This is a genomic window from Dokdonia sp. PRO95 (genome assembly GCF_000355805.1).
Classification (GTDB): domain Bacteria; phylum Bacteroidota; class Bacteroidia; order Flavobacteriales; family Flavobacteriaceae; genus Dokdonia.
This window is the reverse complement of sequence record NZ_CM001837.1, coordinates 896,674-915,279: the sequence shown is the minus strand read 5'-3', so window position 1 is coordinate 915,279 and position 18,606 is coordinate 896,674. Positions and strand designations below refer to the sequence as shown.

Annotated in this window: 15 protein-coding genes; 11 read left to right on the top strand and 4 right to left on the bottom strand. The window is 38.0% G+C overall.

All coding sequences use genetic code 11. The annotated features are described in order from the left end of the window. Positions 1-117: 117 nt before the first annotated feature. Together D017_RS03915 and D017_RS03910 are read left to right on the top strand one after the other, a co-directional pair. Entirely contained in the window at positions 118-3,336 is a 3,219-nt protein-coding gene (locus tag D017_RS03915; protein ID WP_035334760.1) for a carboxypeptidase regulatory-like domain-containing protein, read from the top strand. A 112-nt stretch (positions 3,337-3,448) separates the two neighbouring features. After that, positions 3,449-3,883, top strand: a complete 435-nt coding sequence (locus D017_RS03910; protein WP_035334758.1) for a hypothetical protein — start codon at positions 3,449-3,451, stop codon at positions 3,881-3,883. A 114-nt stretch (positions 3,884-3,997) separates the two neighbouring features. On the opposite strand, the gene D017_RS03905 is transcribed toward D017_RS03910, so the two are convergent. Continuing rightward, positions 3,998-5,050 (bottom strand): endonuclease, encoded by a 1,053-nt coding sequence (locus D017_RS03905; protein ID WP_051583792.1) that lies wholly within the window; start codon positions 5,048-5,050, stop codon positions 3,998-4,000. A gap of 146 nt (positions 5,051-5,196) precedes the next feature. On the opposite strand from D017_RS03905, the gene D017_RS03900 reads away from it, so the two are divergent. Beyond that, positions 5,197-7,971, top strand: coding sequence for a TonB-dependent receptor (locus tag D017_RS03900; protein WP_035334756.1), 2,775 nt, complete (start codon positions 5,197-5,199; stop codon positions 7,969-7,971). Positions 7,972-7,985: 14 nt separating this feature from the next. Beyond that, the gene (locus D017_RS03895; protein WP_152023859.1) at positions 7,986-9,485 is read left to right on the top strand and encodes a DUF5689 domain-containing protein; all 1,500 of its coding nucleotides are present in this window, start codon (positions 7,986-7,988) and stop codon (positions 9,483-9,485) included. A gap of 8 nt (positions 9,486-9,493) precedes the next feature. Here the strand turns inward: D017_RS03895 and D017_RS03890 are convergent, their stop codons facing one another. Continuing rightward, a complete protein-coding gene (locus tag D017_RS03890; protein WP_035334753.1) occupies positions 9,494-10,477 on the bottom strand; it encodes an endonuclease in 984 nt (327 codons plus the stop codon). A 69-nt stretch (positions 10,478-10,546) separates the two neighbouring features. Here D017_RS03890 and hflX point away from each other — a divergent pair, with 69 nt between their 5' ends. From hflX to D017_RS03855, 7 genes are all read left to right on the top strand, one after another. Then, the gene (hflX, locus tag D017_RS03885; protein WP_035337941.1) at positions 10,547-11,776 is read left to right on the top strand and encodes a GTPase HflX; all 1,230 of its coding nucleotides are present in this window, start codon (positions 10,547-10,549) and stop codon (positions 11,774-11,776) included. A 48-nt stretch (positions 11,777-11,824) separates the two neighbouring features. Then, positions 11,825-12,433, top strand: coding sequence for a uridine kinase (gene udk / locus D017_RS03880; protein WP_013750357.1), 609 nt, complete (start codon positions 11,825-11,827; stop codon positions 12,431-12,433). A 63-nt stretch (positions 12,434-12,496) separates the two neighbouring features. After that, positions 12,497-12,787 carry a septum formation initiator family protein gene (locus tag D017_RS03875; protein ID WP_343215428.1) on the top strand — a complete coding sequence of 97 codons (291 nt, stop codon included), beginning with the start codon at positions 12,497-12,499 and terminating at the stop codon, positions 12,785-12,787. After that, on the top strand, positions 12,777-14,135 hold the full coding sequence (locus tag D017_RS03870) for a methylmalonyl-CoA mutase subunit beta (RefSeq protein WP_035334752.1): 1,359 nt from the start codon (positions 12,777-12,779) through the stop codon (positions 14,133-14,135). The genes D017_RS03875 and D017_RS03870 overlap by 11 nt, the downstream gene beginning before the upstream one ends. A 4-nt stretch (positions 14,136-14,139) precedes the next feature. Then, positions 14,140-14,724, top strand: coding sequence for a hypothetical protein (locus tag D017_RS03865; RefSeq protein ID WP_035334750.1), 585 nt, complete (start codon positions 14,140-14,142; stop codon positions 14,722-14,724). Next, on the top strand, positions 14,717-16,843 hold the full coding sequence (gene scpA, locus D017_RS03860) for a methylmalonyl-CoA mutase (protein WP_035334749.1): 2,127 nt from the start codon (positions 14,717-14,719) through the stop codon (positions 16,841-16,843). Before D017_RS03865 ends, scpA begins: the two co-directional genes overlap by 8 nt. Then, positions 16,844-17,134, top strand: coding sequence for a YciI-like protein (locus tag D017_RS03855; protein ID WP_035334748.1), 291 nt, complete (start codon positions 16,844-16,846; stop codon positions 17,132-17,134). It begins immediately after the preceding gene. A gap of 6 nt (positions 17,135-17,140) precedes the next feature. Here D017_RS03855 and D017_RS03850 read toward each other — a convergent pair whose 3' ends face one another. Further along, on the bottom strand, positions 17,141-17,992 hold the full coding sequence (locus tag D017_RS03850) for a hypothetical protein (RefSeq protein WP_035334747.1): 852 nt from the start codon (positions 17,990-17,992) through the stop codon (positions 17,141-17,143). A gap of 60 nt (positions 17,993-18,052) precedes the next feature. Continuing rightward, complete coding sequence (locus tag D017_RS03845) at positions 18,053-18,592, bottom strand: hypothetical protein (RefSeq protein WP_035334746.1); 540 nt, start codon at positions 18,590-18,592, stop codon at positions 18,053-18,055. Positions 18,593-18,606 lie beyond the last annotated feature (14 nt).

Sequence of the window (18,606 nt, the reverse complement as noted above, 5' to 3'; positions counted from 1 at the left end):
AAGGTTTTTTTGTGCGTCCGCTAGTGAATGAACTTGCTTGGATAAGTTAACGTTAAGTTAATATTGGCACTCCACAAATTTAGAGTAATTTTGCAACGCTAATTATTAACAAATATCATGAAGAAAATTACATTTTTATCATTGATCGCCATGTTTCTAGTGACGGTATCGTCATTAGCACAAGGGGTAACGACAAGTTCTATCTCTGGACGTGTGTTAGACAACACAGAAGGTCCATTGCCTGGAGCAAACATTGTTGCAACACACGTACCTACAGGTTCTGTGTATGGAGCAGTAACAGATTTTGATGGTTTTTACCGTCTAACAAACTTAAGACCAGGTGGACCTTACAATGTTACGATTACTTACGTAGGATTTGAGGATTATGCACTTAATGGTTTTTCACTTACTCTTGGAGAGACTAAGAGAGTTAGTACAACAATGGCTGAGAACGCAAATGCGCTTGACGAGATTGTAATTACTGCTCAACCTAACAGTGTTTTTGATGCAAACAAAACGGGATCTGAAACGGCTATTAGTCAACGTCAAGTAGAAGCGTTGCCTAATATTTCTAGATCTATTTCAGATTTTGCACGTCTTACTCCTGAAGCACAGGTGAGAGGTGATAATCAATTATCTATTGGTGGTCAAAACAATCGCTATAACGCTCTTTATGTTGATGGAGCTGTAAATAATGATGCTTTTGGTCTTTCTGGATCAGGAACAAATGGAGGTCAGACTGGTGTAAACCCAATCTCTATTGATGCAATTGAATCTTTCCAAGTTAATGTTGCTCCTTATGATGTAACTATTGGAGGTTTTGCTGGTGGTGCGATTAGTGCCGTAACAAAATCTGGAACTAACGAGGTTGAAGGTTCTGCTTATTACCTATTCAGAAACGAGTCGCTTGCAGGAAAAACTCCTGGTGATTTCGAAGATGATAGTGATAGAGAAAAGCTTGCTGATTTCTCTGCAAAGACTTTTGGTGTACGTGTAGGAGGTCCTATTATCAAGGATAAATTATTCTTCTTTGTAAATTATGAAGGTCAAAACGATGAAACTCCTCAGCCATTTGATGGTAACTATGCTGGAGATTCAGGTTTAGACGGTGTGTCTACATTCAGACAGTTCTTGATTGATGAGTATGGTTACAACCCAGGAACTTTTGATAACAATACTAGAACTTTAGAAAGTAATAAAATCCTTTTCAAATTAGATTGGAATATTAACGAGAATCACAAATTATCTTTCCGTAACAACTTAGTAAAGGCAGATTTCTTTGGAATAGGTCGTTCTAGTTCAAGAACAATTAACTTTACTGGAGGTGCTCAGAACTTTGAGTCTAATACAAACACAGCATCTTTAGAACTTAACTCTACGTTTGGTAATAAGTATGCAAACAGATTTATCCTTGGATACACAAGAGTACGTGATGATAGAGGTGTTAATGGAGATCCTTTCCCAAGAATTGAAATCAACGATGGGGATGCAAGAATATTTGCTGGTTCAGAGCCTTTCTCAACAGCTAACTTACTTGAACAAGATATCTTCACACTTACAAACAACTTCCAGATTTTCTCTGGACGTCATACAGTTACTTTAGGAACTCACAACGAGTACAGTAAAGTTAAGAATGTGTTTTTTGGACGTAACTTTGGAGAGTACACTTATAACTCATTAGAGGATTTCTATAATGATGATGCAAATGAATTCCGTAGTAGTTACTCACTTCTAGGTGGAGTAGGTGATGATTCTGTTGGAGCTGCTGAATTTGATTTATTCCAATTAGGATTTTATGCTCAAGACGAAGTACAAATGTCTGAGACTTTTAAAATGACTGCTGGTTTAAGAGTAGATTTACCGGTTTGGGATGATGGAAGAGGAAACTCTGACTTCAACACAAGAACTGTTGGTTTATTAGAAGCTGCTGGAAAAGATTTACAAGGTGCACGTGTAGGTCAAGGACCTAAAACAACTGCACACATCTCTCCGCGTTTAGGATTTAACTGGGATGTAAAAGGAGATAAGACAACACAAATACGTGGAGGTCTAGGTTTATTTACTTCTAGAATACCATTAGTGTGGCCAGGTGGAGCTTACAACAATACAGGTACTGTTGTAGCAAACACAAGAATATTTGGAGACGGAGTTCCAGATTTCAACCCTGATGTAAACAGTCAATTCAGACAAGATGGAGAATTCCAAGGAAATATAGATTTACTTGCCGAAGATCTTAAATTACCACAGGTGTTTAAAAAGAGTTTAGCGGTTGATCAGAAATTAGGAAATGGATTTACTGTATCTGCTGAGGTTTCTCACAGTAGTGTAATTACAGGTCTTCAACTTGAAAACTTAAACCTAGAAGGACCACAGTTTATGACAACAGGGGCTGGAAGCCGTGCAAACTATGGAGGACAAGATGTTGATGGTACTTATGGAGGAATCTTCTTGATATCTAATACTAATGATGGAGAAGCATTTAATACTTCTGCTACGTTATCTAAGAATTTTTACTCTACAATGGTAGACGTAAGAGCTAGTGCAACTTATTCTTATGGTCGTTCTACTACTGTATTTGAAGGTACGTCTTCTCAGAATATATCTAACTGGGCGTTTAATGAAAGTGTAAATGGGTCTAACCAACTTGGAACTTCAGTTTCTGACTTTAGCCAAGGACATAGAACGCTTGCAAACGCAGTTGTTGATATTAAATGGTCAGAAAACGTAAAAACATCTATTGGTCTTTTCTATGAAGGAGCAGAAGGAACTCCATATAGCTATGTTGTAGGTGGAGGTAACAGTAACCGCTTAATTAACGATACAGGTGAAGGATTTACTCCATTACCATTTGTACCAGCTAATTTTGCAGATGCAAACTTAATTGATGATACAGATAGAGATGGTAACGTAACTGCAACTGCAGAGGAGCAGTGGGTAGCACTTAATGCTTTTATCGAAGGCGATGATTACTTAAGCACACGTAGAGGAGAATTTGCTCAACGTAACAGAAACAGAGCAAGATGGAGTCACGTAGTAGATTTAAAGTTTACTCAAGATTTTGCACTTCAGTTCGGTGAGAAGAAACATGCTTTCCAATTATCTGCAGATGTATTTAACTTCACAAACTTAATCAACAAGGATTGGGGAAGAAGATACTTTACAAGTGGATTTGATACTGCTACTCTTGTTAACTTTGAAGGATTTGCTGATGATGGTACTACTCCAGAATTCACATTTAACGATGGTGTAGAAAGAGGTCTTGATCAGATTGATGATGCAGGATTTAACTCTTCAAGATGGCAAATGCAAATAGGTCTTCGTTATATCTTTAACTAAGAACTATTATCACATAATTGCAATCGCAATAATAAAGCCGCTACTGGAAACAGTAGCGGCTTTTGTTTTTATGGATTATCTTTGAAACTCAAACTTATTAAACCATTTATTTATGTACTCAGTTGTTCAATTTGTCCATTCGTACTGGGCTTACCTTGTAGTTATTGTTCTTGTGGTAGCCACATTTAATGCACTTGTAAAATTCTTTGGAAAAAAAGAATATGGCGGGAAGGATATGAGCTTAGCTTTATTCACCCTTATAACGATGCACATACAACTGCTTATAGGTCTTGTACTGTGGGTTGTATCACCTAATGGTTTGCAAGCTATAAAAGCAAATGGAATGGGAGGACTCTCTAGCCAAGCAAGACAACTTGCGGTAGAGCATCCATTTTTAATGATTATCGCAGTAGTACTTGTAACTATTGGTTATTCTAAACATAAAAAACAACGCCTATCTACGCCTAAATTTAAGAAGATAGCCATCTTTTATACGCTTGCACTTATCGCAGTGCTCGCCATTATACCATGGAATCAATGGTTTTAATATCCATTGATTAAATATTTGTAAAGCTTATTAGTATGCTTGCGCGAAAGCGTACTAGAAAACATAAAGCTCAGAATCAGTTTTGATTTTGGGTTTTTTATTGATTTTGTATTATTAATCTACGTGTTCTTTCTTAATCACATAAATATAAACCGGAAAGTGGTCGCTATAGCCACCTGTATATATACCATTTGCAAAGCTTCTGTAAGGATATCCTTTATAACGACCCTTAGGGTTACTCAAGTAGCTTTTGTTGTAAATACCGGCTTTATAATATCTGAAAGAGGTGTAGTCATTATCTAGTAGTGGTGCACTTATAATTATCTGGTCAAAGAGGTTCCATCCATCGCGATATGCTAGCGTGCCTATGCCTTTTTTAAACATGGATTCCATGGGGTTGTAAAGTTTCTTATCTCTTACTTTTTTAATCTTGCGCTGCGTTTGTAACACTTTTTTTACACTAACATTTGTAGGGTCATCATTGAGGTCTCCCATGATAATAATCTTGGCATAAGGGTCATTACTTTGTAAGCTGTCTGTAATTTTCTTCGTCAGTGAAGCTGCGTCCATACGCTTTTTTCTGCTCTTTGCTTCTCCTCCAGATCTAGATGGCCAGTGGTTTACAATGATGTGAACCATATCGCCATCGAGTAAGCCAGATACAAGAAGCTGATCTCTTGTAAACTTGCGTTTTGATGGATTGTCAATCTCATAAATGAGCAACTCATGCTTGCTAGTAGATACTGGCTTAAATAACCTCTTTTGATACAACAGCGCTACGTCTATACCTCTCCTGTCTGGAGAATCGTAATGGACAATGCCATAATCATTAGACAATAATAGGGGGTCATTTGCTAGTGCTTCTACAGTTTTTCGGTTTTCGATTTCGGCGAGGCCTACAATTGCTGGGCTGTTTTTTGTGAAGTCCTTTCCTATATCGGCAATTACTCTGGCGATGTTTCTCACCTTGTCTTGATATATCGTCTCGGTCCAATGATCCTTTCCCTCAGGTGTGCGATCATCATCATAAGTGATGGGGTCATTGATGGTGTCAAATAGATTTTCTACGTTATAAAATGCTATAGTGTGAGCTCTATATTTATCGGTTTGTTGCGCTTTCGCGAAAGCGTAAAAAAATAACAATATCGCAAGTATTGTAGATCTCATGGTTTTGTGATTTATAGAATGTATGTGTGTTTTATGTAAGATTTTTCGTAATATGCAAGTCAAATGTAATGAATTTCAGCGCTTTGCGATTTTAAAACTTTCGTGTGTTAATATTTAAAACTGAGATATCACATGAACTAGGAGCTATGAACAAAAATTTATTACGTTACGCTTTCTTATTATTTGGCGGTGTATTGTGGTCTCAAGCGCAACTTAAAGGAACGGTTATAGATGCCGTCACTTCACAGCCGATTCCAGATGTGAGTATTAAAATTCAAGGTGATAATGACACTGTAAAAACAGATGCACTTGGTGTATTTGTGTTGACTAGTATCGAGTCGTATGGAGATCAAATTCTAATTGTAGAAAAAAATGGCTTCATTACCAAGAGGCTGCCCGTCATTATAACAGTCAATGAAATATTAGAACTTCCAATCATAACCATTGATATTGATATCTCAGAAGAACAACGACAGATGGGGTTAATCTCATTATCAGAAAATGATTTGAATAGCGGCGATACTCAAGAAAGTTTTAATACCTCTGGATTATTGTCTGCTGGACGAGATGCTTTTTTGAGTGCAGCAGCATTTGATTGGAGTGCTACTTTTTTTAGACCAAGAGGGTTAGATAATGCAAATGGCAAGCTTCTCATCAACGGGATAGAAATGAATATGCAGTTTAACGGTCGGCCGCAGTGGGGAAGTTGGGGCGGACTTAACGATGCACAGCGCAATCGTGAGTTTACACAAGGATTAAAAGCGAGTGAATATAGCTTTGGAGGACTAGCTGGTGTAACAAATATTATCATGCGAGCATCCCAGGAGCGAAAAGGCGGTAGGGTTTCATATGCCGCAGCTAGTGCTTCTTACCAAGGCAGAATAATGGGTAGCTATAATAGTGGATTATCTCAGAAAGGGTGGGCTTACAGTGTGTTGTTGTCTCGTCGTTTTGGTAAAGAGGGTTTTCAAGATGGCACCTTATACGATGCTAACTCGATATATTTATCTATAGAAAAGAAAATAAATAGTAACAGCAGTCTTAATTTTTCTGCTTTTTATACGCCTAATCGTCGCGGTCGTGCTTCTGCTTTAACTCAAGAACAGGTTGATCTCAAAGGACGTACCTATAATCCATATTGGGGTTTTCAAAACGGGCAACAGCGCAATGCTAGATTACGCGAGATTCAAGAGCCAGTATTCATGATCAATCATTATTGGGATATAAGTGATAATACTAGTGTTAATATAAACTTGGGATATCAAATGGGTGCCATAAAAAGTGGTAGGATAGATAATGGAAGTTTGAGGAATCCGGCGCCAAACTATTATCAACTCTTGCCCAGTTTTGCACTTCAAGACCCAAGTCCAACTGCGGGAGATTTTCAAAGAGCTTATCTGCTGCAGCAAGACTTTATTAGTGATGGTCAGCTAGATTGGGAGTCTATCTATCAGGCGAATGCAGATGGAGGGAACTCAAAAGTAATCCTTCAAGATGATGTGGTGGCAGATACACAATTAACTGCAAATATTATTTTGAACTCACAGCTTACTGATGCAATTACTATAAATGGAAATTTATCTTACAGAGATTTGAGAAGTGAAAATTATGCGCAAGTTAGGGATTTGCTAGGAGGAGAGGGATTTCTTGATATAGATAACTTCTCCGTAAGCGAGAGTCAAGATGGTCAAGAAGGCGATCTTGCACAAAGCGATGTGCGTAATCCTAACCGCATTGTTCAAGTAGGAGATCGATATAAGTATAACTATAATATCAATTCAAGTACAATAAGCGGATTTGCTCAAGGACAATTTATTTTTAAGAATTCAGAGTTTTTTATTTCTGGCACGGCAAGTACTACAAGTTATCAGCGTGAGGGATTATATGAGAACGGAAATTTTGTAGGTGAAAATTCCTTTGGGCTTAGTGAGAAACTTTCATTTACAGATGTAGGTCTAAAAGCGGGCGCGACATATAAATTTACCGGTAGACATATAGTTACAGTAAACGGAGCTTACTATACTACTGCTCCTTCTATTAGAAATAGTTTTAGTAATGCTCGACAAAATAATGATGTAGTTAATAACTTAACTTCAGAACAAATACAAAGTGTGGATGCTAGCTATATTTATAGATCTCCTATTGTAAAAGGACGTCTCACAGGATTTTATACTGGGTTTCAAAACGGGACTGATTTGGGATTCTTCTTTACTCAAAACTCGATAGCGCAAACAGAGGCGTCTTTTGTACAAGAAGTACTTACTAATATTGCGCGACAAAATATAGGCGTAGAAGTAGGAATAGAGGCGCAGGTATTACCTACGCTTAAGTTAAAAGCGGCTGCATCTGTAGGTCAATATACGTATGCAAATAATCCAGATATCTACTATACCTCAGATGATTTTGATGGTCCTCAGACTTTTGGAGATGGTAAAGTTGTACTCAATAATTTGCATGTTGCTGGCGGGCCAGAAAGAGCCTATCAACTAGGCCTTGAATATAGAGACCCAGAATTCTGGAATTTTGGAATTACGGTAAATCGCTTTTCTAATGCTTACATAGATTTTAGTAACCTAGCGCGTACACCAAATTTCAATCAAGATATAGATGGCCAACCCTTTAACGACTTTGATGTGGATGTAGCTAAGGGTTTACTAAGACAAACACAAATAGATGATTACCATCTCGTAAATATTATAGGGGGAAAGTCATGGAGAATAGGAAGGTACTTTGTGGGCTTTTTTGCAACAGTAAATAATGTACTCAATGAAAATTATATTACAGGAGGCTTTGAGGATTCTCGTAGAGTAAATTATAGATCTAAACTTGAGGAATCTGAGCGTGCGACTCCCATTTTTGGAGATAAGTTATTCTTTGGGAGAGGAACTACATACTACGCAAATGCTTACGTTCGATTTTAAACTTTAATATTAAGATGATGAAATTAATCCAGAAACTATCAATCGCTGCCATGCTTGTATTAGCTATGAGCTGTGTGAATGATGATGAGTTCACAACACCACTGCTTGAAATCACTGAGCCAGCTCTAGACGGAGAAATCATCACCATCGCACAGCTAGCAAACCTCTATGAACAGGCCGTTCTAATCGAGGCAGATAATCTTGGCATCAATGCTACTAGCCAAACAGATGTCACAGCCCTGCGCAGCACATTTAGACTTGATCTTTCTGACACTAATCGTTATGTAGAAGGTTTTGTGATAAGTAGTGATGCCTCTGGAAACTGGTTTGAGGAGATCATCATACAAGATGCAGCAAGTAATCCTACAGCAGGTGTACGTGTGCTTATAGATGAGAGTCCGCTGTATACGTATTATGAAGTGGGTCGCAAGGTTTTTGTAAAGCTAGGTAATGCAACACTAGACAATCAAGCTATAGGAGGTTTGTGGATAGGAGATAGCAACGGAATATTAACGCTAGGCATGACAGAAAATCTAGATAAAATTCCAGCGCCAGCTCAGTTTAGCTTTATGCAGAGGTCATCCATTATTGAAGAAATAGTACCGCTTGAGGTTATAATAGAAGATTTTAGTAATGAGTTAGAAAATATATTCGTCAAGCTCTCGGATGTTCAGTTTATAAAGGAGGATGTCATTGATGGGAGTGTTACCTATGCCGGAGAGCCTCTTGATGAATTTGATGGAGAACGTGAACTAGTACATTGCACCACTGGGCAATCCACCCTTGTAAGTACAAGTACGTTTGCAAATTTTAAATCTATATTGCTGCCAGATGGAGTTGGCAGTATATCGGGAGTACTCACCCGTAACTTTTTTGGAGACACCTATAATCTTGCTATTAATAATCCAGAAGCCGTCATTTTTGAGGAGACAGACCGTTGTGATCCTGTAGAAATAGATTGTGGTCCAGCTAGTGGAATGGGAGAAAATATATTATTTGAAGAGTTTTTTGAGACGCAAACTAATAATGATCCTATTGTGGGTAATGGTTGGACTAATTACCAGCAGGAAGGCACTCAAGCTTGGGAAGCATACAGGAGTACTGGTCAGAATGCGTCATTAGGTAGATCTGCGAGAATTGCTTCTGCTTTTTCTGGAGATGCAAGAACGGTATCTTGGTTAATCACTCCTCCCATAGATTTTACATCAAATACAGGAGAAACCTTACGTTTTAGAACCTCAAACAGTTTTGCAGATGGTAGTAGGTTGACCATACTTTTTTCTAACGACTGGGATGGCGATGTCACAACAATTGCTGCTTCTACTTGGGATGTGCTAGCCGCAGCAGATGTTGTTGCAGATAATGACTTCTTCGGAAGCTGGATTGACTCTGGTATTGTAGATCTCTCTTGTGTTACAGATACGGGTTATATAGGTTTTAAATACAATGGCTCTGGAAATTCCAACTTTGACGGTACATATGAGCTCGATGAGATTGAAATTAAAGCAAATTAAAAATCTTTTTATTCAGGTCTTGTAGATAGAATGCTATACACAGGAAAGTGGTCGCTATAGCCGCCTAAATATCTTTTTCCTGCATAGGTGCGAAAGGGTGTGCCTTTAAATTTACCTTCATACTCGGTAAGAAAAAAGTCATTGTAAATATCTGACTTCTCATAAAGAAGTGTGTTTTCGTGTAGCTGTACAAAATTGTTTGAAAAGATAATCTGGTCAAAAATGAACCACTCAAATCTATAATTTAAGCTTCCTTCATACCTTGTTCCTAAATAGAGCATTGGGTTGTAAAACTCAGTTTTAACGAGGTTGTTTTTTACGCTTTCACTGTGTGGGCCGTCGTTAAAGTCACCCATGATGATAATCTTCACTTTAGGATCATCATTCATGAGTTTGTCTATAATCTCCCTGTTGCGACTAGCTGCTGCTATGCGTTTTTGAGAAGTTTCATTCTCACCAGATCTTCGGGAAGGCCAGTGATTCACTAAGATGTGCATTGGATTTCCTAAAAGTTCTCCTTGTACATAAAGAATGTCACGTGTATAGTCCCTCCCACCTTCGTCGGCTTCTAGGTAGAGCGTGATGGGCTTACTTGCAGTAACTTTGAAATCTGCTTTTTTGTATAATAAAGCAACATCAATACCTCGCTCATCTGGAGAGTCATAATGAACAATATCATAACCTTCATTTTTGAGATGGTCTGTGGCAATAAGAGCTTCTAGTACATCTCTATTTTCTACCTCGGCAACACCTAGTAGGGATGGCGAAGTATTTGTGTCATCCTTCCCTATGTTTGATATGACTTTGGATAGTTTGGCTATTTTCTTATTATACTTATAGCTATTCCACTCCTTAAAACCGTTCGGAGTAAAGTCGTCATCTAGCGTTTCTGGGTTGTTTGTCGTGTCAAAAAGATTTTCTAGGTTATAAAAGCCTACTGCACATTGTATTTTTTCTTGTTGCGCTTTCGCGAAAGCGTAATCATCCTCCATATTGAATAGTGTCTATGAGTGTTACAATTTAGTCAAAAAGACTGCAATCCATTTGCTACCTTTGTTAATATGCTCGAAACAGAAAAAATAGATTACGAAAAGTGTGTACTGATTGGGCTAGTTACCCAAAAGCAAACGCACGATAAAATGACAGAGTACCTTGACGAACTTGAGTTTCTTGCTTATACGGCAGGAGGCGAAGTGTTAAAGCGTTTCTCTCAAAAATTAGAACGTCCTAATCCTAAAACTTTTATAGGGACCGGGAAGATGGAAGATGTGGCTGCATATGTAGAGCAGCATGAGGTAGGTACTGTTATCTTTGATGACGAGCTTACTCCTGGACAACAACGTAATATTGAAGCAATCTTAAAATGTAAGATTGTAGATCGCACTTATTTAATCCTCGATATTTTTGCTCAGAGAGCTCAAACGAGTTATGCGCGCACGCAAGTGGAGCTTGCTCAATATGAGTACTTACTACCTAGACTTACAGGTTTATGGACACACTTGGAGCGCCAGCGTGGAGGTATAGGTATGCGCGGTCCTGGTGAGACAGAGATTGAGACAGATAGACGTATTGTGCGTGACCGTATTACCTTGCTTAAGAAAAAGATGCTTAGTATAGATAAGCAAATGGCTACACAACGTGGCAATCGTGGTGCTCTTGTGAGAGTTGCTCTTGTAGGATATACAAATGTGGGTAAAAGTACGCTCATGAATGTGATAAGTAAGAGTAAAGTTTTTGCCGAAAATAAACTTTTTGCAACCTTAGATACAACGGTACGTAAAGTTGTTATAGGTAACCTTCCTTTTCTACTCTCAGACACAGTAGGGTTTATACGTAAATTGCCTACACAACTTGTAGATTCTTTTAAAAGTACGCTAGATGAAGTTCGCGAGGCAGACTTGTTACTGCATGTAGTAGATATTTCTCATCCACAATTTGAAGATCATATCAATGCTGTAAATAAAATTCTGGATGAGATAAAAAGTATGGATAAGCCTACGCTTATGGTTTTTAATAAGATTGATGCTTATAAAGCCGAAGCTTACGATGATGATGACCTTATGGTGGAGCGTACAGGAGTTCATTATTCTCTAGATGAGTGGAAAGAAACCTGGATGTCACGTACAAATGGTGATGCTATCTTTATATCTGCTCTTAATAAGAATAATTTTGAAGAGTTTAGAAAGAAAGTGTACGAGCGTGTAAGAGAAATTCACGTTACAAGATTTCCTTATAATGCTTTTTTGTACCCAGAATACGAAGGGCAAGTAGGAAATAGCGAAGAAGAATAATCTAATTATCACTGGAATAAGTGATGTAAAATTTAATAGCTTTAATTTATGCTTATTATAGGAATAGGTGGTGGTACTGGAAGTGGTAAGACAACCGTTGTAGATCAGATTGTGTCAGATCTGCCAGAAGGACAAGTAACAGTAATTTCTCAAGATTCATATTATAAAGATCTCTCTGCATTATCGATGGAAGATCGTAAGAAGGTGAACTTTGATCACCCTAATGCAATAGATTTTCCTTTGCTATGCCAGCATCTTGTTGAGCTTAAAGAGGGTAGAAATATTTTGCAACCTATGTACTCATTTGTTGCGCATAACCGTATTGATGAGACTGTGCTTACGAGTCCTACAAATGTGCTTGTGGTAGAGGGAATTCTTATCTTGACAGATCCTAATATTCGCAATCTCTTTGATATTAAAGTATTTGTGCATGCAGATAGTGATGAGCGCTTAATACGTCGTCTCAAGAGAGATATCGCAGAGCGTGGTCGCGATCTAGATGAAGTGTTGAATAGATATCAAACTACATTGAAGCCTATGCACCAGCAGTTTATAGAGCCTACAAAGGAATTTGCAGATATTATTATACCTAATAACAGATACAATACAGTGGCTGTAGATATCGTTCGTAGTATCATAAATGAACGATTACATTAAGGTTTTGCTATATTTACAATGATGAACATCAAGGAACTAAAACAGAAAAAATGGTTTAGAATAATGAGCAATAAATACTTGCTCATTTTTTTCATTTTTCTAGTGTGGATGTTGTTTTTTGATGGTAGTTCTTATCTATTACATAGAGAGCTTAATCAGGAATACGATAAGTTGGAAGGTAATAGAGCATACTTTAAAAAAGAAATAGCAAAGGATAATGCACAAATCTTACAACTTAAGGATAGTGCAGGTTTAGAAAGATTTGCTCGTGAAGAATACCTTATGAAAAAGGACAACGAGGAAATTTATATAATTGAATATCAAGATAGTTTATCTACAGAGAATGAAGACTAATTTATTTTCAGAATTTGACGCAGTTTCTGCAAAGGCTTTCAAGCAAAAAATACAGTTTGACCTCAAGGGTGCAGACTATAATGAGACGCTTGTATGGCAAAGTCTAGAAGGAATACATGTAAAACCCTTTTATCACAGTGATGAAATAAAAGAAACTGTAGCTGTTCAAGCTCCTGAACAGTGGTTCATAGGTGAGAAAATTTTTATTGTAGATGCGGCGCAATCTGCACAAACAGCAAATAAAGCTATAGAAAGCGGTGTAGAAGCTATTTACTTTCAAGCAAACACTCCTTTTGATATAGAGCTGTTATTTCAAGATTTAAAGAGCAAAGATATTCCTCTTTATTTTGAGCTTAATTTTCTTGATGAAGAATTTTATAATGGTTTTCACGCTTTCGCGAAAGCGTATCATATCACCATAAAGCTCGATATCATTAATCATCTTGCACTTGATGGTAACTGGTATCACAACCTACAAAAAGATCATAGTATTGTAAGTGGCTTACTGCAAGGAAGGGAGAATAAGCTTACCGTTGATACCACGTTATATCAAAATGCTGGCGCTACTATGGTGCAGCAGTTGGCTTACGGTATCGCTCATCTTACAGAGTACTTAAATCATTGCGAGAAAGAAGAGCTTAGCCTTAATCAGGTCACTTTTGAAGTCGCAGTAGGAACAAACTATTTTTTTGAAATTGCAAAGTTAAGAGCCCTTAGAAAGCTTGCGACTGTAGTGCTCTTTGCATTTGATTTTGAGGACACAGTCATTAATATAATAGCTCATCCATCACGCAGAAATAAAACTATTTACGATTATAATACAAATATGCTACGTACCACTACGGAGTGTATGAGTGCCGTATTAGGTGGGGCAAACTGGGTAGTAAACATGCCATATGATGCGTTATATCACAAAACCAATAATTTTGGACAGCGTATATCTCGTAATCAGCTTATTGTACTTAAAGAAGAAAGCTATTTTGACGTGGTTCAAAATCCAGCAGATGGTTCTTATTATGTAGAGGAACTTACCTCTCAACTTGCAGAAAAAGCGCTTACACTTTATAAAGATATAGAGGCACAAGGAGGTTTTTTAAAGCAACTTAAAGAAGGTACAATCCAGCGTAAAATAAAAGAAAGCGCTGCAAAGGAGCAAGCCAAATTTGATGAGGGTGAGTTGGTTCTGTTAGGAACAAATAAGCATCCTAACCCGAAAGATTTGATGAAGGGTGAGTTAGAAATTTATCCTTTTGTAAAAATTAATCCACGTAAAACATTACTGGAGCCTATAATATCAAAACGCCTAGCTGAGGCCATAGAACAAGAACGTATCAAAACAGAAAAATAGTCCTATGAAAAAAGTCTATAATCTTATTGTTGCTGTATCTATTGTAATTGGGGTTATTTCATGTGATAATGAAGCTTCACTTGAGTTTAAACACGCAGATAAGGAACAAGTAATTAATTGTGTAAATGCAAATAATACATTGCTTAATGAGGCTTTATATCAATTTGAGCAGGATATTACAAATGCATATGATCCAGAATCTCAATTGGTTAATAAGGCATATGCAAATTTTTTATACGTTGGTTTTTCAGGAGAAGCGGAATATGAGCGACTAGCTACACCTCACACTTTAGCAATAAGAAAAGAACTCGTAAAAGCGGGAATTATTAAAGATGGCGGGTTTAAAAGTAATCTAGCATACAGTAATATTTCATGTATTCTCAAAAATATAGAGGATCCGCAGCTTGCTCTTATGATAGAAGCGCTTGTTGATTCAAATACAATGGATCCAAAATTATTTAGCACTAGAATGCGCAATTTTGGCCGTAAAGCTTCAAAAAGCAGATACACAGCTTTGTATGTCGCTTTAGATACATATTATCAACAGCTTACAATGACTGAGCTTCCTATACAAGAAAGTAATGAGTAGAAGAAATATTCAACATATCACACTTTCCTCTCTAGAAGAAAACACATCGTCAGTGGTAGAAGCTAAGGTGACTACTACTGCAGAAAAGATTGACGTAAAGTCGTATTATACAAAGGATGACCTAGAAGGTCTGGAGCATCTTGATTTTATCGCAGGTATAGCTCCTAACTTACGCGGGCCTTACAGCACAATGTACGTAAGAAGGCCTTGGACGATACGCCAGTATGCAGGTTTTTCTACTGCAGAAGATAGTAACGCATTCTATCGTAGAAACCTTGCTGCAGGCCAAAAGGGACTCTCGGTAGCTTTTGATCTCGCAACACACCGTGGTTATGATAGTGATCACGAACGCGTAGTGGGAGATGTGGGTAAGGCAGGTGTGGCGATAGACTCGGTAGAGGATATGAAAATCCTTTTTGACCAGATACCGCTAGATAAGATGTCTGTCTCTATGACTATGAATGGTGCTGTACTGCCTATTATGGCATTTTATATAGTCGCAGCACAAGAGCAAGGAGTAGATACGGCGCTACTTTCGGGTACAATCCAAAATGATATTCTTAAGGAATTCATGGTGCGTAACACGTACATATATCCTCCTACACCGTCTATGAGAATTATCTCAGATATCTTTGAATATACAGCAAAGGAGATGCCTAAATTTAATAGTATCTCAATCTCTGGATATCATATGCAAGAAGCTGGAGCAACTTGCGATATAGAACTCGCATACACCCTAGCAGATGGACTGGAGTACATAAAAACTGGGCTTGCTGCCGGGATGGATATAGACAGCTTTGCGCCAAGATTATCTTTCTTTTGGGCAATAGGGATGAATCACTTTATGGAAGTTGCCAAAATGCGTGCAGCACGTATGCTTTGGGCAAAAATTGTAAAACAATTTAACCCTAAAAACCCAAAGTCTCTTGCCTTGAGAACCCACTGCCAGACTAGTGGTTGGAGTCTTACAGAGCAAGATCCATTTAATAATGTAGCTCGTACTACCATAGAAGCCGCTGCAGCGGCTTTTGGAGGGACGCAGAGTTTGCACACAAACGCACTAGATGAGGCCATTGCCTTACCTACAGATTTTTCTGCTCGTATTGCTCGTAACACACAAATTTTCTTACAGCAAGAAACACATATTACAAAAACTGTAGACCCGTGGGCGGGTAGTTATTATGTAGAGTCTCTCACAAATGATATTGCTCATAAAGCCTGGGAGCTTATTCAAGAAGTAGAGGAGCTAGGCGGAATGACTAAAGCTATAGAAGCTGGTATTCCTAAATTGCGTATTGAAGAGGCAGCTGCTAGAAAGCAAGCCCGCATAGATAGTGGTCAAGATATTATTGTGGGAGTAAATAAATACAGACCTACAGAAGATGAGCACCTAGATATACTTGATGTAGATAATACAAAGGTGCGTGATGGCCAGCTTAAGCGTCTGGATCAAATCAAAAATGACAGAGACTCAGCTAAAGTTTCTCAAGCTTTAGAGGCGCTTACAAACGCAGCTAGAGAGGGCAATGGTAATTTATTATCACTTGCGGTTATAGCAGCTAGAGAAAGAGCAACCCTAGGAGAAATTTCAGATGCACTAGAGGAGGTTTATGGGCGTCACAAAGCGCAGATACAATCCTTTAGTGGTGTATATAGCAAAGAGATGAAAGAAGATTCCGCTTTCGCGAAAGCGCAACAACTCGCAAACCAATTTGCAACGCAAGACGGGCGTCGTCCTAGAATTATGATTGCCAAAATGGGGCAAGACGGTCACGACCGTGGAGCCAAAGTAGTAGCAACTGGCTACGCAGATATAGGTTTTGATGTGGATATAGGGCCGCTATTTCAAACACCTAAAGAGGCAGCAAAACAAGCAGTAGAAAATGATGTGCATATACTAGGAGTCTCATCACTTGCTGCTGGTCACAAAACATTAGTTCCTCAAGTAATTGAAGAACTAAAGGCGCTAGGAAGACCAGATATTATGGTGATTGTAGGAGGAGTGATTCCACAGCAAGATTATCAATTTTTATTTGAGGCTGGAGCCGCAGCAGTTTTTGGGCCTGGAACAAAAATAAGTGAGGCGGCGATAGGTCTTCTAGAGATTATGATGGACTAGATGAAATATTATATCCTTACATATACTTTTGTAGAAAATTATTTAGAGAAAAGAACGCCCTATCGCAAAGATCATTTTGAGGTTGCAAAAACAGCTGTAGCTGCGGGCAGTCTTCTACTAGGTGGTGCTACAGAAGGTCCTGGTGAAACAGGTGTGTTAATCTTTCAAGTAAAAGACAAATCGCAAGTTGAGACATTTGCGGCACAAGACCCTTATGTGAAAAACGGTATTGTTTCTTCTTGGGAAATTAAAGAGTGGAATGTGGTTTTAGGAAGTATGCTGGAGGTGTAATCTTTATTAATCATCACCCCAAGAGCTTCCATTATTGTAGGAGTTGAAAAGGTACTCTGGACGCGTTTTGATAAAATCTTCCTCTTTAAACTCAAATAAGGAAGGGTGTACCTCACCACGTTGGATACTTTTTACTTTGTTTTCTTTGGTGGTTAGTTCATTAAGCACTTGAGTTATCTTGTCTTTCCATCCCTTTTCTGATAGATTAGTTTCGTTTTTTAAGTTGTTATCTCCTGTGTTTTTTGAGATTTTAAAAAGTAATGGAAAATGTACATCTTTTGGCATATTTGGAAAGACGAGTGCTATCATTTCTCGCTTTACTTTAATCTCATCCGTGTCAAAATTTTCTTGACGTAAGCTAAGATTGCTATAGAGTTTATAATCGAGTTGGAGAGATTCAATCTCTAGAGCATTTTCTTTTGCCACTATAGCAGTATAATCGTTTAAGAAACTATAAGTGTAATCATACGGCGTTACAATAGATGCGTATGGAAAGGTGACTTTGGCCAGTGTGTTTTTATACTCTTCTATAGTATATTCTGTCCATTTTGCTCCTCCAGATGTGTTGTATAAGATAACTTGATCCTTGTCATAGTTTACAATTATACCAGCTTTATCGCCTAGAAGGCCTTCACCTCCTTGATGAGTTTGCTCTCTACGTATACTATTTACATCTACATGAAAAGTAACTTCGGTTTTAGTATTGTCCTCAATATTTTCAAGAACAATTTTTCCCACAAAAGGTTCATTTGTGTCACTCAGTTCTATAATTGGACTTTTTGTTTCTGATGAGAAACCACAAGAATTAAGAGTGCATAATGCTACTAATATAAGTAGATAACGAAGTTTTTGTGTCATTGTAAGGCTTGATAAGATGTCTAGCAAACTTAACAAAAACCACTTGTTATAAATGTTTCCTTAAAAATAAACCCTCACAAAAGGCTGCCACGCATCTGCATAAACAGAATCATTATCGTCAAAGAGTACATTGTAACGTATCCCGATTGCGCCTAGGCTATTGCCTCCTACGTTGAGACGGTATCCCGCGCCCAGAAAGAGTGCAGTGTTCCAAGAATTTGGAATGTCTGGTAGTCCAGAAACCGATTGAAAAACGCGAAGTTGCTCAAACTCTCCAGATAGCTGTAAGAAATCAAGCGGATTTGAAATGACAATAGCACTTGCCCCTACAAGAGTTGTTTTAAAATCTCCAAATTTTTGATAAGTGTAATTAAGCCCTGGACCAAATGCGACATATTGATTGGGTTGGTACAATGCACTTGGTGCAACCGTGATGTTAGTATTGTTTCGGCCAAAATTTAAGCCTAATCCACCACCAAAACGCACCTTGCTCCAAAACTCACTTTTAGGTTTTGTAGCAATCTCTTGCGCTTGAGTTGTTGTTGTCATTGTAAAAAAGAGGCCTGTAAGTAGTATAATCCCTAAAAAATTGCATTTCATAGCTGTAGTGTCTT